The organism is Roseburia sp. 831b, from assembly GCF_001940165.2.
Classification (GTDB): domain Bacteria; phylum Bacillota; class Clostridia; order Lachnospirales; family Lachnospiraceae; genus Roseburia.
Window position 1 is genome coordinate 264,340 of record NZ_CP135162.1, and the last position, 14,298, is coordinate 278,637.

The window sequence follows — 14,298 nt, forward strand, 5'->3', positions numbered from 1 at the left end:
GACCAAAAAGAATACCTCAAGTAAATTTAGATTATTACTGACCTGCCAGTTGGTAAAATCTAAAAACACAAGAGGTATTCAAGATGAATGTTAAAGCAAGAAGAACAAAAAAGCAAGTAAATGTAGAAAATCAGGCAATAAAGCTTCTGTCAAAAGAAGAATTGAGCAGGAAAATAGAGGTGGTAGAAAAAGAACTGAGATCCTATACCTGGCGTGAACTTGAAACAAACGGTAAATTTGCCAAGAACGATAAACTCTCTTTCATTACGGATGACATGCTTATAGTAGGATGCGATATAGGTAGTGAGAATCATTATATTAGGGCAATCGATGTCAGAGGAAGAGAGTTAAGCAGCGGAGCATTCGAGTTTAGCAATACTTCAGAAGGCTTTGCGAATGCCAAGGCATGGGTGCTGGCACTTGCGGCAAAACACGATAAGAAACAGATAGTACTGGGTCTTGAACCGACAGGTCACTACTGGTTTGCGTTGGCTGCATGGATGATTTCAAACGGAATCAGCGTTGTCCAGGTAAATCCATATGCCGTAAAGCAGAGTAAAGAAATAGAAGACAATAGCCAGGTCAAGGATGACAGAAAAGATCCGAAACTGATTGCAAATCTTGTGAAAGATGGAAACTACGGAATGCCTTATCTTCCAGAAAAAGTTTACGCAGACATGAGAAGACTCTCCATGTTCAGGGATCAGCTTACCGAAGACAGGATAAGAAATATCAATCGTCTTCACCGAGAATTGAAAATCTATTTTCCAGAATACATGGACGCATTTGGAAAAATAGATGGAGCGTTTACTTTGGAAGTACTGAAAGTATCAGCTATCCCATCGGATATCACAGCACTGGGAGCAGAAGGCATAAAAAATATCTGGCACAATGTAAAACTAAGAGGACGCGGTTACAGCAGAGCCAATGAAATCGTGAGCTATGCAGAGAAAAGTGTGGGATTAACGGATGGAACGGATGCAGGGCGTGAAGCAGTGAAATGGTATGCAGAACAGATCCTGAAGCTGGATGAGCAGCTTGCTGTGATTGAAAGTACTTTACATGAAAAATGCAGGGAAATACCTTACGCAGAAAACATACTTGAAATCAAAGGTGTAGGTGAAAACATACTGGCTGGAATACTGGCAGAAATGGGAGATATCAGCAGATTTGATGATGTGAAGGAAATCCAGAAACTAAGCGGTATGGGGCTGGTGGCATGCAGTTCAGGCAAGCATAAAGGACAGACAAAAATCAGCCACAGAGGACGCAAGAGACTTAGGTACTGGCTGTTCCAGGCAGCAAAGTCAGCGGTGTCGCATGCAGATGAATTTAAGCAGCTACATGAGTACTATACAACACGAACCAACAATCCGCTGAAAAAGATGCAGTCACTGGTTGTGATAGCCTGCAAGATACTGAGGGTGATTTACACGATTCTAAAGACAGGAACAACTTATGATCCGCAGAAACTGTTGAAAGATATCAAACATCTGGCAGCTTCACAGGTACCAATGGCAGCATAGTAAATAAAAGAATCAAATCCAGAACTCTGTCGAGTGGCTGATGGAATGCATCGGAGACTGGACAGGGTTCTGGAACAGAAACCCGTAAATGATGGAGTCCGGAACAGACTGCATCTGCAAAAGACCAACAAGAGCCTGAGATGGTATAGCGTCCACTGAGTAAATCAGTACCACGACAGGTGAATGCTGGTCAGTAACAATCAAACATAAAACAAGAGCTGTAGCCGGCATCGGTTATTTCCGTGGGGCAAGACCCCGTTTAGGAGCTTGGCTGGCACTCAGTGTATGGTAGATGGGACGAAGGAAGTTGGGACACGATCCCCTTAGACACGGAAGGTTCATCATCATAGTTGATCAGAGGGAAAATAGCCTTTATAAAGCGAAGAAAGAGGATGCTTTAAGAAGTGTACCCATTAATCAGCTATTCGGTACAAGATACTACGATATCTATCACTCTCGGCTCTTGTTTTGAGGTAAATAAATATCGTCAAAGCCAGTAAAATCAATAGATTTAGGCTTGACAGAATAGGAAGGTCACTTGTATCTTACAAATAAATTTAAAATTCAGGACACACAGATTATTTGAATATGGGTTAATAATTACAATTCTTTCGGCGATAAAGGTTTTCAGCGCTTCTGGAAAAAGAAACTTATTCTTTTGAATAACTTTTTGTTGTAAAATTATATTTATCATGTGAAATTTTGTATCAAGATTTAGAGCTAAAAAAGAATTACAAATCCAAGTATGATTGCTAACTGGGTAGAAAAAGAAGCAAATTGAAGAAGCTATTGTTGATACAAATGTGTAGCATGTAAGAGAACTAGAGGATGAGGTTCTTAAGATACGCGCCCATTTGTAGACGGAGATGATATATGATGCTAAAACAGCAGTACTGCACATATAGTGCAAGGGCAATTCCTTATGTGGAAAATGAAGCGGCTTATCACACAGGGACATTTAATAGTGCGTCTTATTTTGACAAAATTGATGCAATAAAAAATGGAGATATAGATATATTTAATGAGTTGCTTCGAAATGAATGGATATCTAAATGGGACTTGGATGATTTTGAAGAATTGTGTGATAGTTATAATTCGTTTATATCACAAGTTAATAAAGAGTTGGGAGATGGAATAGATGCAACTTATGGGATAAAAGGTTTAGCGGCAGAATGGGGGAGATATGTCTGGCGGAGCGGGACAAATTATTACCACTTTTGGCGGAGAAATACTAAAAAAAATAGGAATATTATACGAGGAGAATTAAGAATGGATAGAGATGAATTAATTTCTAGTATATTATCATATAAAGATGACATAGGTATGTGGAAAATAGTATTAAAACAATTTACAGATGCAGATTTTGTTATGGGCTACGGATTTGATAATAATACAGAGTTATGGAAAGTTTATCAAACCAACGAAAGAGGAATGACAGCAGAATGGACATTTGAAAATGAGAAAGCAGCATTAGAAAAACTGTATAAAAAAGTAAAGTTTCAGCATAAAATGTTAAATTGAAAAATTTTCATAATATGCACAGCCTTTTTAGAGAATCTGATGAATAAAATTGATACTTGTGAGAACGGCATCAATTTTTTTATAAAAAATGCAGTGTTTACCGGAGAAACAGGAGATGCAGTAAGAAGTTATCTGACCGATGTACATATCACAATGCTTTCAAGTATAAGAGTCACAGCGCAGAACCTGCTTGACAACATGACATTATACAAAGCCGGGTATTATGATATCGACAATTCTACAAATTTTAAACTTAGCGAGGAGGCAATCCGTGCATTTCGGACAAAACTAAGCACTAATTATTCGGATACGGAGTCTTATACCGGGAAAATACAGGGAGCAGTTTCTGGCATTTCGGATATATCGGGTGTTGGTACACCAAGTACGAATGGTGTCTTAGAACTACATGAGCAGTTGGATCAGGAATTATTAAATCTTATCACAGAAGTTCAGAACCATGAGAGCAGTACCGTGACAGCACTGGAGAATTCCGTGGAATTGTTACTATCGAGTCTGAATACCTGTATTGCAAAAATCGGATTGAACACAGCTGCAATTGCAAGTTATGAAAGCAACAGTTTTTATACAGATAAGGACGTGTATGCACTTGCCAATATCAGTGAACTGTTTTATCAGCAGCATGAAGACAATAAAGATGTATATGATGCAATCTGTGAAGCGGAACAGAACCTAAAGGATGCAGCAGAAGAACGTGAGACGCAGGGAGTGTGGAAGACCGTTGGCGGAGTCGTATTGGTTGGTGTTGGGGTGGCATGTATTATTGCAACTGCAGGTGCAGCGTCGCCCATTGTTGCAGCGGTTGGAGTGGCTGTGGGAACCGGAACGACTATTTTTGGAGCAGCAGATTCTGCGGAAGGTGCCCAGGATATTTATTATGGAAGCATCGGAGATATTGACAGTACCGCAGTAAATGATTTAAAAGATGTGGTATTCCAGGGAAATGAGGAAGCATATTATCTGACAGAAAGTGTCTTTGCGTTTGCAGCATCCGCAATGATTCCAATCGGTCAGGCGGCCTCAGCAGGAAATCTGACATTCCGGAGTGGGGCGACAATTGTTGCAAAAGAAGGAATTGCGACAGCAGCAGGTGCAGGAGCCCAGAAGTATACGACAGATTTAACCGGAAACCAGACCGCAGGAATGATAGCAGGTATGGCAGCAAGTATGGCAACTGCGCAAGGACTGAATGGAATTGAAGCAGGAGCGAAGAGACTGGCGAAACCGAAGCTTGGGGATGTGGGAGCTGACGGTGGCGCAGTGTTAAATGATGCGGATGTGGGTTCGGCTGTAAAGAGTGGTAGTAAAGCTATAGGTACTGATGAATTAGTTGTAAGAGATACTAAATTTTTAGATGCAGATGGAAATATTGATTGGGAAAAGTGGGCACCAAATGGTGGGCGAGTACCAGGAACAATCAAGGAAAACCAAACTATTCCTGCAGGGACAATTATTGACAGATATGGAAGTCAATGGGGAAAATATACATCACCAGCAGGAGTACCATATGAACAAAGGGCACTTCCATATATTGAGAATCCAAATGCATACCATAAATATGAAGTATTAAAACCAATTGATAACGTTACAATATCTGAGATTGCTCCTGCATTTGAACAAGTTGGGGGTGGAATACAGTATGAATTACCCAATAATATTAAAAAATTAAAAAAATTAGGCTATATAAAGGAGATTAAATAAATGACTAGAGAGGTATTAGAAAAAAAACTAAAAATAGCTGGAGTTCCAGATTATATTTATAATCTGACAGGACAGGGAAAAAAGGATGAATGTTTATGCTTGGAAAAAATTCAGGATAAGTGGTTTGTTTATTATTTAGAAAGAGGTATTAAGACAACAAATGAAATTTTTGACTCTGAAAATGATGCGTGTCAATTTTTGTATGACCAATTGATGAATTAAAAAACATATTAAATTTATTATGGTTATACTTTCGGACTCCCAACAACCTATAACTCTTGCACGTCTATTAATTAACCATCATGGCTGTTGCGAAGCAATTAAGAATCCATGATGTTAATTATTAGACACTAGCGAAATTTTGCCGAGTTGGGTATACGAACGAACATTGAAAAATGACATGCTGATGTAACGCACTCTTAGTAACAAAATGTTGCGAAAGGGTGCGTTTTTCTGTGAAGGTATTTTTATAAAGTAAACGCACCATAGTGCGTATATAGATTGTGCTATGAAAATTTGAGAAAATAGACCCAACAATTAATATTCATCAAAAAAGTTTAGTCTAAAAAGTTTAGTCTAAACTTTTTTGACACAAGGAGGGCTTCTATTATGAAATCTCAAACATCTATAGCATCACGCAATTGTCGTATACAAGAATGGGCTCAAATGATTCAAGATTGTAACAATCGGCCTGTTGGAATGTCTGTCAGCGAATGGTGTCAGGAACATTCTATTACCACCGCAAACTATTATTACCGAATGACTCAGGTTCGCAAAGCCTGTTTGGATTCGCTTCCAAGCGAGGTTGTTGAACAAGCGATTGTTCCTGTTCCTACCAATCTAATGACAAATGGTAATTATTCTTTTGCAGAAACAAATCAAGAGTGCGATGAATCATTTATTGAACTTTCAGCGCATGGTGTGACTCTTCGTGTTACAGAAAACACATCATCTTCACTTTTATCAAAAGTTCTTGGGGTGCTTGCCCATGTTGAATGATGCCACTTGTTTTAAACAGATTTATATCGTTTGCGGCTACACGGATCTCCGTTTTGGCTTGGATTCATTAGCTTCTATCATCGAATCCAAAACAGGAAGTAGCCCGTACGTTCCTGATACGCTTTACCTTTTCTGTGGTCGCAAGACTGACAGAATCAAAGGATTGGTGTGGGAAAAGGACGGATTCTTGCTCTTGTATAAGCGCCTAGAGAAAGGGAACTTCGTGTGGCCAAGAAATGAATCCGAAGTACGAGCACTTACCAGTCAGCAATTTCGTTGGCTCATGGAAGGTCTAACAATTTTTCCAAAGAAAACGGTTCAAGAGATCCGACCGCCAGAACATATGGCATAATGATTGTGCAAAAGGTAGAAATTTCAGGGGCATCATTCCTGGGTTCTAATATGGTAATTACAATCATCTGTAAGTCCAGTATTCTGCATTATTAGCGTGTTATTGCGCTTTTAGGTAATTGTAATTTATATCCATTGTTTTGAAAACTCTGCATTTACAAGGTCTACAAATCCCTTGTGGGAGCTTACAGGCATAGGCAATTTGCCGAATTTTGAAACGAACAACATTCGCAATTTAAGTCCATATCCGCTATAATAGACCTTAGAAAAGAGGTACATTATGGCGATGGAATATACAGAAGAACAATTGAATAATTTTGACAAGGCTACCCTTATTCAACTGTTTTTGGCACAACAATCACAACTCAAAGATATTGATCGGAAACTGCAACTGTTGTTGGAACAGGTCGCTGTATTGAACAATAACCGTTTTGGGAAGTCATCTGAGAAACTTGATGTAGATAACCAGATCAGCTTCTTAGAGGTTGATGGCAATATCGTTTATTTTAATGAAGCAGAAGCTGTTGCAGCCCTTGAATGCTCAGAGGAAGAAGAAACATCGAAACCTCATAGTAAAAAGAAAAAGGGGAAACGCGCTGCTGACATCAAAGGTCTTCCAATCGTTCCGGTTGAACACAAGATGACGGAAGACGAGTTAATCGACGAATTCGGAGAAGATGGCTGGTATCAGCTTGAAGATGAAGTATACCATCGCTATCGTTTTACCCCAATGAAGATTGAAATCGAAGAACATCACGTTGGCGTGTATAAATCTAAAAAGGACAATCATTTCAAAAAGGCAGATCATCCTGCTTATTTACTAAGAAACAGTCTTGTTTCACCATCTTTGCTAGCAGGCATTTGGAATGCCAAATATGTTAATGCAGCACCTCTTTATCGTCAGGAACAGGAATTCCAAAGAATGGGTCTTAACATCGATCGCGCGGATATGGCTCATTGGACCATTCTATGTGCAGAGAGATATCTCTCAATCTTTTATGATTATCTGCACGAGAAAATGTATGACTATCATGTCTTACAAGCAGATGAGACTCCGGTTCTTGTTTCAAAAGAAAACAGAACTACCGGAAATAAGCATTACATGTGGGTATACCGTACAGGAAAGATGTATCTGAATAAGCAGATCATCTTGTACGAGTACCAACCATCTCGTAATGCCAGTCATCCACGAGCTTTTCTTAAAGATTTTCAAGGAATTTGTCTGACGGATGGCTATCAGGTCTACCATACGATTGAAAAAGAACGCGAAGACCTGAAAATCGCTGGGTGCTGGGCACATGCAAGACGTCGCTTCGATGAGGCTGTTAAGGCTCTACCAAAGGCAAACCAGAAAATGTCTCTTGCATATCTGGCATTGAAGCAAATCCAAGCAATCTATCGCGAGGAGAACAAGCTTGGGGACATGAATCCGGATGAACGCCTGAAACATCGTCAGTTGACTGTAAAGCCACTGGTGGATGCTTATTTTGCATGGGCAAAACAGAATCTCATGTCTGTTCCGCCGAAGAGTAAGACAGCAAATGGATTTACTTACTCCTTGAATCAGGAAAAGTATTTGAGAACATTCCTTGAAGATGGAGAAGTGCCAATCGATAACAATTCGGCAGAACAGGCAATTCGGCCATTCTGTGTAGGCAAGAAAAACTGGGTTATGATTGATACCATCGCAGGGGCAGAAGCAAGTGCAATCATTTACAGCATTGCAGAAACTGCAAAGGCTAACGATCTAAAACCTTATAATTACTTTGAATATCTTCTGACAGAGATTCCAAAGCACATGGATGACCATGATGCAAGTTTTTGTGAAGATCTGCTTCCTTGGTCAGACAAGCTACCAAAGGAATGCAGAAAGCAACTTTAAAACCAACGCCGCTCTTTGGAGCGGCTAATCAAGTATTAGTACCGACTATGGTGCGTTTACTTTATAAATGGTAAGGGTATTTTATAAAAGTCAGTATTACAAGTGGTATTTCAGACATAAAAAATGGTCTAAAAAGCGGTAATCCTATTGAAGATTTTTTCATTATAGCGGTAGTTGTAAGAGATGCATTTCTGTATAATGAAATCGTTGTACTCAGACCAAAGTGTCGGACAAAGTTTTCAGACTATGCTGGAAAGCCATACAGTATCAGCATTTTCTCTAATGGAGAAATATAGTTGTTCCACAGAACTGACGTTTTGATAAGTGCTAGGAAACCTTATATTGTCTGATTTTACGTAACAAGTATCGAACCCTGCATTATTATTTCGATACGAGATTTTATATTAGTTTTCTTCATATTGTGGTGGCATGAGAAGGATATCTTTTTGCTCATTTTTATAGCACAGAACTACCAGAATGTATCTTGAAAACATAGGAAGACAAGTGTTTTTTTCAAGATTTGTTTGCAATTAAGTTTCACTCCAAGATGAATTATGACATTCACAGACAGGTTGCTAACAATTCGCTGGGGTCTCTTAAATACATACAACTAAGATAATCACGGATAATCCCCAGCAATCTGAAACTATTTGTATCTGATATCACCGAAATTTTCCAATCTTAATCCACACCTCCTAACATCACACCTCTGTTTCGATTCATTCTGATTTTTCGAATATCAAATCAACTAATATCTCCAGAAACCTGCTCATCCACCGATACTGTATAGTTCCATAAATCTGCAGAATATTTCTTTTATCATGGTATTTGAATTTTTGTATATGCTCGATTTTTTGCGTATTTTCTGAAGTATGAAGTGTGGTATCAAGAAACAAGATGTTAAAAGTGTATAAATCTAAACAAATCTTTTAAACATTTCCTGCCGCTTTAAGGAACTTTGGAAACTACAGACTGTTTTCAGAATGACGCATATAGGCATAAGTTTTCTATCAATAATCGGAGGTAGAAAATTATGGTATATGGTTTTATTTCATCACTCGATGATGGGACAACAAAGGTGTTTTTCAGAAGTAAGAAGATTCGGGGCAATAACATTTACAGTGCTGGAAGTCTTGGTGCACTTACATCGGTTCTGCAGAGTGGAGATGTAGTATATGTAATTAGCTGTACAAGATTTTCATCAGTGAATCAGGTGTACGGATTTGCAAAGCTTTGTCATGAGCGTGGTGTAACAGTTCATTTTGTGGCAGAACCATATCTGGATATTGGTAATGGTAAGCAGTGGAGACCAGCTGTAGCTAATGCTATTCGAGGCATGGTGGAGAGTGAATATAAGGCAAAGGCAAGAATGGCACAAGGTTTTAGGATGAGTAATGAGCAGTGGGATTATGCATATCAGTGTTTTGAGATGATGAATTTAGATATTCTGAGCCATATGTTTTCTGCTGATGGTGTGTTAAAACGTGGTTCTTGACCAGCTTGGGGTATCGTCTGTGGGGCACGTGGCTTTGTACGATGCCCTACGTTGCGTTTTACGGTCTTTGGTGCGTACTACTTGCCACCGTGGGGCAAAAATCGAAAACTGGGCGAATTACGGCTTCGTAGCAAAGTGCTTATTCGTACTGGTTTAGGAACTGTGGCGGTACTGGTGGGTTCTGTGGTATCGTTAGTGAATTTTAGGAACTATCTGGGTGTACTTATTGGAACTTGGCATATTTTGGCTGACCTTTACTGGTTGGTCTGTGATGATATTTGATTGGAGTTGGTGTAATGAATAAGAGAACAAGAGCAATCGATGAAGATACCTACAAGCTGATTATTGCCACCATGAAGAATGGTTTTGTGCATGAGGGTGTGCAGTATAAGGCTAATGAGCGGATTGCCACAGTGTTGGTACTGGAATATAATCTGGGCTTGCGTGTTGGGGATATCCTGCAACTTAGGGTAGACAGTTTTGTGAAGGATGGCAGTCGGTATCGTCTGGATATGTATGAGCAGAAGACTAATAAGTATCGCAATTTCACAGTGCCGAATGAAGTGTATCAGTTTGTTTTGGATTATGCATACAAGAATCATATTTCTTCCAAGACGAAGCTGTTCCCTATAACCGAGCGAGCAGTATTGAAGCATCTGAAGGCAGTATGCTCTTATCTGGCTCTTAACGGGGTAGGCTCTCATAGTTTCCGCAAAGGCTTCGCCACAAACGTGTATGTGAACAATCATTACAATATCGAACTGGTGAGAACCCTGCTCCAGCATTCCAGTGTGAATGTGACCCAGAGATATATCGGTATCGGTAGTAAGGAACTGGAAGATGCCATCCAGAAGAATGTCTGTCTTGGCTAAGATAAATTAAAAAATGAAAGACAACTTCTTATCACTGCATCCTATATGGCACTTTGTCAGTAGGGTGCAGTTTTCTTTTGCTCTGGTAGCAAGAAATGTGTGTGTTGATAAGATGGATTATCTGTTTCGTGAATGATTGGTAACTGGAGTAACAGCAGTAACTATATGAGTTGGTGGCACAAATCTATTAGCTGGAAATATGGTGTGTATAAAATGCCTTGAAACATCTCAGCTGGTAAATCTACATCGCTGAAAGTATAAGGGATTTGGGGTATGGTTACAATGTCTTTTTCTTTTAAGAGAAAGCAGAATTAACTTGAATACGACGGTATTCAGAGTTAACATCCAGACACTCGTCAGAGTGTTTTGCATACTTTCAAAGCAATTCGTAAGTCTTTGGAAGTACCTGCGTTCTGCAGGAAGTATCCATCTCCATGAAAGTCAGCGATATTCCGTTTGGAATATTTTGCGTCTGACCAGAAGTGGATAGGCTGTACCACTCTTGCACACTTGGTCGCTGAAAAGATGCGTAATTCCGAGAAAGATGCTTAATAGTTGAGATTGCCACTGTTTTGCCAAACATTGAGATTGGAGTTGATGTAATGATTAAAGAAGATTTTATTTACGTGGGTATTGATTTACATAAAGAGACCCACACAGCAGTTATGATTGACTGCTATAACAACAAACTGGGCGAGATTACTTTCGCCAACAGACCAGCCGATTTTCCTAAGCTGGTTACTAAAGTAAAAAAATGTAATACTGATGGAAAAGCTGTAGTTTATGGTCTTGAGAATGCTTATGGTTATGGTCGTTCTCTTGCAGTGTGGCTGATTGATAAGGGGTATCTGGTTAAGGATGTAAATACCGCCATATCTCATCGTCAGGCGAAACACAGAGGTGCCATGTACCGAAAAAGTGACAGTGATGATGCGGAAGCTATTGCTCTGGCAACTTTAAATATGCTTGATAAACTTCCAGATGCCTGCCCCAATGACACTTACTGGTCACTTGGTCAGCTGGTGCATCGTAGGGATAATATCATGAAGCAGAGAACCAGACTGGTGAATCAGTTGCATGAACAGTTATGCATTGCATATCCGTCGTATAAGTCGTTTTTTAACGATATTAGCAGACCTACTGCACTGTATTTCTGGGAACATTACCCATCCAGAAAATATCTGAAGGGTAAGAGTGTGGAGGATTTGCGTGAGGAACTTGTTCCTGTCAGTCATAACAAGTGTTCCACCAAGACCTGCGAAAATATCTTAAATGCGGTAGCTGGTGATAAAGTAAAAAATATCGATTATCAAGACGCCAGAGATATGGTGACTCTTAGCATTGTCAGTGATTTACAGCACTATGATAGCCAACTGGCAGAAGTAGACAAGATGCTGGAACAGATGTATAAGATGCTGGGCTGTACACTTACAACCATCCCAGGGGTAAATGTTATCACAGCAGTGAAGATACTGTCAGAAATCGGTGATATCAAACGTTTTGCGAATGCCAATAAACTGGCACAGTTTGCTGGTATAGCACCGCTTCATTTATCATCCAGCGGTAAAGGTAAGGATTTTGCTACAAAGCAAGGTAACAGAAGATTGCAGGCTACGATTTACTTTCTTGCGATTCAGATGGTGCAGGTATCCTCAAAAGGAACACCAAGAAATCCAGTAGTGCGTGCGTATTACGAGAAGCGTAAGGCAGAGGGCAAGAGCAGTCAGCAGGCACTGATTTGTATATCCAGACGATTAATCAGTATTATTTATGGAATGTTGAAGAATGGTACGGAGTACCGTATGCCAGTAGTGGAAAATGCTGGTGAAAATATGTAGAGCAAATGGCAAATATATGGTAAACTTTTAAGCAGATGTAAGAGTCGGCTTTGGGAAGTGTATTCATTTTTCGGGGCAGGAGCATCGGCTTGGATAATTATAAGGGTAAAGAGTTAATGTCAAGAGTGGTAGTAAGACAGCAACGACAATAGATTATTCTTATAAATTTGATAGGGAATTAGCCAATTTTAATGATGGCTATGAAATAAGAACAACTGTAGATAAAGATTTAATATTAGTGCAGTATAGTTCTGACGCACCAGATGCATCCTTATGTTATTGGACAACGGTTGATGAAGCAAATGGAATTACAACATTGAATGATTATATGGATAAGTTGGCTTTATCAAAAGATTGGGGAAACAGAAATACTGTAAAAGTTGCGAGAATTCCTGCCGGAACGGAGGTTAAGTATGCTGTAGGAACTGCAAGAGAACAATTATTGATTGCAGACCCTAGACCAGGTGGTGGAGTTCAATATTTGTTTAATCAATTTGATACAGATTGGATAACAGAGATTAGAAGATTTTCAAATTAAAGGAGATTGTTAGTATGGATAAAAGACAAGAATTATTAAAAAAATTGCACCTATTAGTACAAGAAATTGATAAAGCCAAGGAAATGGTAGATGACGAAAAAAATCAATACTTAAATAATTACGAAAATAGAATTGAAGTCGTAATAAAAAAATTACAGGATGGCACATTACCTGCTTCTAAAGGTGGGCTTATTGGTACAATGAGAGGAATTTCAGAATATGACAGTTTGGCTTCTATAAAAGCGTTGTACGATGCTGCATCTGATGTGGATTTGTTTTATAGCAAGGAATGTCAGGAGTGGTAGTAACAAAGATAACAACAATTGACCCCAAAACAGGTGTAGAGAATGTCAGTTTTAAGGTGAGAAATGAAAATTACAGGTAGCATGAATTATGTTAAGTTTGATTTGGAAAATGGGTATGTTATAAAAGCTGAAGGAGAAATGCTTGTAGGGAGAAAGTTTGTGGCGTATATGGACACTATGAAAAGATGGGAGCCACCACATGAGAATGAGATAATCAGTAAAGAACAAATAGAAAGAATCATTCAAGAAGTAAAGAAAAGTATGAATGAAAATACTGTGCAGATTATTTTTGAATAAAATCTGTTATGTTTCTACATAATAGTATTTATTAGGGTTATACTTTCGGACTCCCAATAACCTACAACTCTTGCACGTCTATTAATTAACCATCATGGCTGTTGCGAAGCAATTAAGAATCCATGATGTTAATTAATAGACTCTAGCGAAATTTTGCCGAGTTGGGTATACGGACGAACATAGCGAATTTAATATGCTGAAGTAACGCACTCTTAGTAATAAAATGTTGTGAAAGGGTGCGTTTTTCTGTGAAGGTATTTTTATAAACGGTAAGAGTATTTTATAAAAGTCAGTATTACAAGCGGTATTTCAGACACAAAAATTGGTCTAAAAAGCGGTAATTCTATTGAAGATTTTTTTATTATTGCGGTAGTTGTAAGAGATGCATTTCTGTGTAATGAAATCGTTGTGCTCAGACCAAAGTGTCGGACAAAGTTTTCAGACTATGCTGAAAAGCCATACAGTATCGGCATTTCCGCTAATGGAGAAATATAGTTGTTCCACAGAACTGACATCTGAAATCACAGCTGAATATTTTTTCTATGATAATTTCCAAATTCTTCTCAAGACTGCTGATATCGGTCTGCTTCTTTCGAGTATTGTGCCAAAAGTCTGTTTCTTGGTTATCTCACAAAGAAAAAGTGCTCAGCAGTTTTAAGAAAACATCAAGTCAGAAATCCTGATTCAGATGCAGTTTTTCTATTTAAGATGCTCCATCCGTAAAGGAGCAACGGAAATCAAAGGGCAGTCGGATGCAATGAAAAAGCTTCAGGAAGATTATGAAACGCTAAAGAGTGCGGTAAGCCAATATAGTACTACTTTGCAGATGGACTTAATGGCAATTGATTTATTAGTTGATTCACAAGTGCAAAAAGATAGGAATCAAAGTGAGCTTTTTAAGCAGGGCACCGGAATATTTGACACATGTTTGACACCATAAGAATGACAGGAGAGG

The 14,298-nt window shown here is 38.9% G+C and carries 14 protein-coding genes; all 14 read left to right on the forward strand.

Annotated elements, in window-relative coordinates:
- The first annotated feature begins 83 nt into the window (after nt 1-83).
- The 14 genes from BIV16_RS01145 (at nt 84) to BIV16_RS01210 (ending at nt 14,283) form a co-directional block, all read left to right on the forward strand.
- Nucleotides 84-1,526: an IS110 family transposase gene (locus BIV16_RS01145; protein ID WP_173664552.1), complete on the forward strand. Its 1,443-nt coding sequence runs from the start codon at nt 84-86 to the stop codon at nt 1,524-1,526.
- A gap of 873 nt (nt 1,527-2,399) precedes the next feature.
- Nucleotides 2,400-3,047 carry a hypothetical protein gene (locus BIV16_RS01150; RefSeq protein ID WP_075679788.1) on the forward strand — a complete coding sequence of 216 codons (648 nt, stop codon included), beginning with the start codon at nt 2,400-2,402 and terminating at the stop codon, nt 3,045-3,047.
- A 39-nt stretch (nt 3,048-3,086) separates the two neighbouring features.
- Nucleotides 3,087-4,766, forward strand: a complete 1,680-nt coding sequence (locus BIV16_RS01155; protein WP_330546356.1) for a glycohydrolase toxin TNT-related protein — start codon at nt 3,087-3,089, stop codon at nt 4,764-4,766.
- Entirely contained in the window at nt 4,767-4,988 is a 222-nt protein-coding gene (locus tag BIV16_RS01160) for a hypothetical protein (protein WP_075681986.1), read from the forward strand. It begins immediately after the preceding gene.
- Between the two features lie 387 nt (nt 4,989-5,375).
- Nucleotides 5,376-5,765: a hypothetical protein gene (locus tag BIV16_RS01165; protein WP_075680043.1), complete on the forward strand. Its 390-nt coding sequence runs from the start codon at nt 5,376-5,378 to the stop codon at nt 5,763-5,765.
- Entirely contained in the window at nt 5,755-6,117 is a 363-nt protein-coding gene (gene tnpB, locus BIV16_RS01170) for an IS66 family insertion sequence element accessory protein TnpB (protein WP_075680044.1), read from the forward strand. The genes BIV16_RS01165 and tnpB overlap by 11 nt, the downstream gene beginning before the upstream one ends.
- 279 nt (nt 6,118-6,396) lie before the next feature.
- Entirely contained in the window at nt 6,397-7,998 is a 1,602-nt protein-coding gene (gene tnpC / locus BIV16_RS01175; RefSeq protein ID WP_075680494.1) for an IS66 family transposase, read from the forward strand.
- A gap of 1,033 nt (nt 7,999-9,031) precedes the next feature.
- The gene (locus BIV16_RS01180; protein ID WP_075679786.1) at nt 9,032-9,493 is read left to right on the forward strand and encodes a hypothetical protein; all 462 of its coding nucleotides are present in this window, start codon (nt 9,032-9,034) and stop codon (nt 9,491-9,493) included.
- 296 nt (nt 9,494-9,789) lie between these two features.
- Nucleotides 9,790-10,365: a tyrosine-type recombinase/integrase gene (locus BIV16_RS01185; protein WP_075679785.1), complete on the forward strand. Its 576-nt coding sequence runs from the start codon at nt 9,790-9,792 to the stop codon at nt 10,363-10,365.
- 602 nt (nt 10,366-10,967) lie between these two features.
- Nucleotides 10,968-12,203, forward strand: a complete 1,236-nt coding sequence (locus BIV16_RS01190) for an IS110 family transposase (RefSeq protein WP_143524722.1) — start codon at nt 10,968-10,970, stop codon at nt 12,201-12,203.
- 238 nt (nt 12,204-12,441) lie between these two features.
- Nucleotides 12,442-12,741 (forward strand): hypothetical protein, encoded by a 300-nt coding sequence (locus BIV16_RS01195; protein WP_075679784.1) that lies wholly within the window; start codon nt 12,442-12,444, stop codon nt 12,739-12,741.
- A 14-nt stretch (nt 12,742-12,755) separates the two neighbouring features.
- Entirely contained in the window at nt 12,756-13,046 is a 291-nt protein-coding gene (locus BIV16_RS01200; protein WP_075679783.1) for a hypothetical protein, read from the forward strand.
- Between the two features lie 63 nt (nt 13,047-13,109).
- Entirely contained in the window at nt 13,110-13,343 is a 234-nt protein-coding gene (locus BIV16_RS01205) for an Imm74 family immunity protein (RefSeq protein ID WP_075679782.1), read from the forward strand.
- Nucleotides 13,344-14,031: 688 nt separating this feature from the next.
- Nucleotides 14,032-14,283: a hypothetical protein gene (locus tag BIV16_RS01210; protein ID WP_075679713.1), complete on the forward strand. Its 252-nt coding sequence runs from the start codon at nt 14,032-14,034 to the stop codon at nt 14,281-14,283.
- The last annotated feature ends 15 nt before the right edge of the window (nt 14,284-14,298 follow it).

What these genes read in the sequence shown, in the direction of transcription:
- BIV16_RS01185 (WP_075679785.1), top strand. Translation starts at nt 9,790, where the DNA reads ATGAATAAGAGAACAAGAGCAATCGATGAAGATACCTACAAGCTGATT.
- BIV16_RS01145 (WP_173664552.1), top strand. Translation starts at nt 84, where the DNA reads ATGAATGTTAAAGCAAGAAGAACAAAAAAGCAAGTAAATGTAGAAAAT.
- BIV16_RS01190 (WP_143524722.1), top strand. Translation starts at nt 10,968, where the DNA reads ATGATTAAAGAAGATTTTATTTACGTGGGTATTGATTTACATAAAGAG.
- tnpC (WP_075680494.1), top strand. Translation starts at nt 6,397, where the DNA reads ATGGCGATGGAATATACAGAAGAACAATTGAATAATTTTGACAAGGCT.
- tnpB (WP_075680044.1), top strand. Translation starts at nt 5,755, where the DNA reads ATGTTGAATGATGCCACTTGTTTTAAACAGATTTATATCGTTTGCGGC.
- BIV16_RS01165 (WP_075680043.1), top strand. Translation starts at nt 5,376, where the DNA reads ATGAAATCTCAAACATCTATAGCATCACGCAATTGTCGTATACAAGAA.
- BIV16_RS01180 (WP_075679786.1), top strand. Translation starts at nt 9,032, where the DNA reads ATGGTATATGGTTTTATTTCATCACTCGATGATGGGACAACAAAGGTG.
- BIV16_RS01200 (WP_075679783.1), top strand. Translation starts at nt 12,756, where the DNA reads ATGGATAAAAGACAAGAATTATTAAAAAAATTGCACCTATTAGTACAA.
- BIV16_RS01205 (WP_075679782.1), top strand. Translation starts at nt 13,110, where the DNA reads ATGAAAATTACAGGTAGCATGAATTATGTTAAGTTTGATTTGGAAAAT.
- BIV16_RS01210 (WP_075679713.1), top strand. Translation starts at nt 14,032, where the DNA reads ATGCAGTTTTTCTATTTAAGATGCTCCATCCGTAAAGGAGCAACGGAA.
- BIV16_RS01155 (WP_330546356.1), top strand. Translation starts at nt 3,087, where the DNA reads ATGAATAAAATTGATACTTGTGAGAACGGCATCAATTTTTTTATAAAA.
- BIV16_RS01160 (WP_075681986.1), top strand. Translation starts at nt 4,767, where the DNA reads ATGACTAGAGAGGTATTAGAAAAAAAACTAAAAATAGCTGGAGTTCCA.
- BIV16_RS01150 (WP_075679788.1), top strand. Translation starts at nt 2,400, where the DNA reads ATGATGCTAAAACAGCAGTACTGCACATATAGTGCAAGGGCAATTCCT.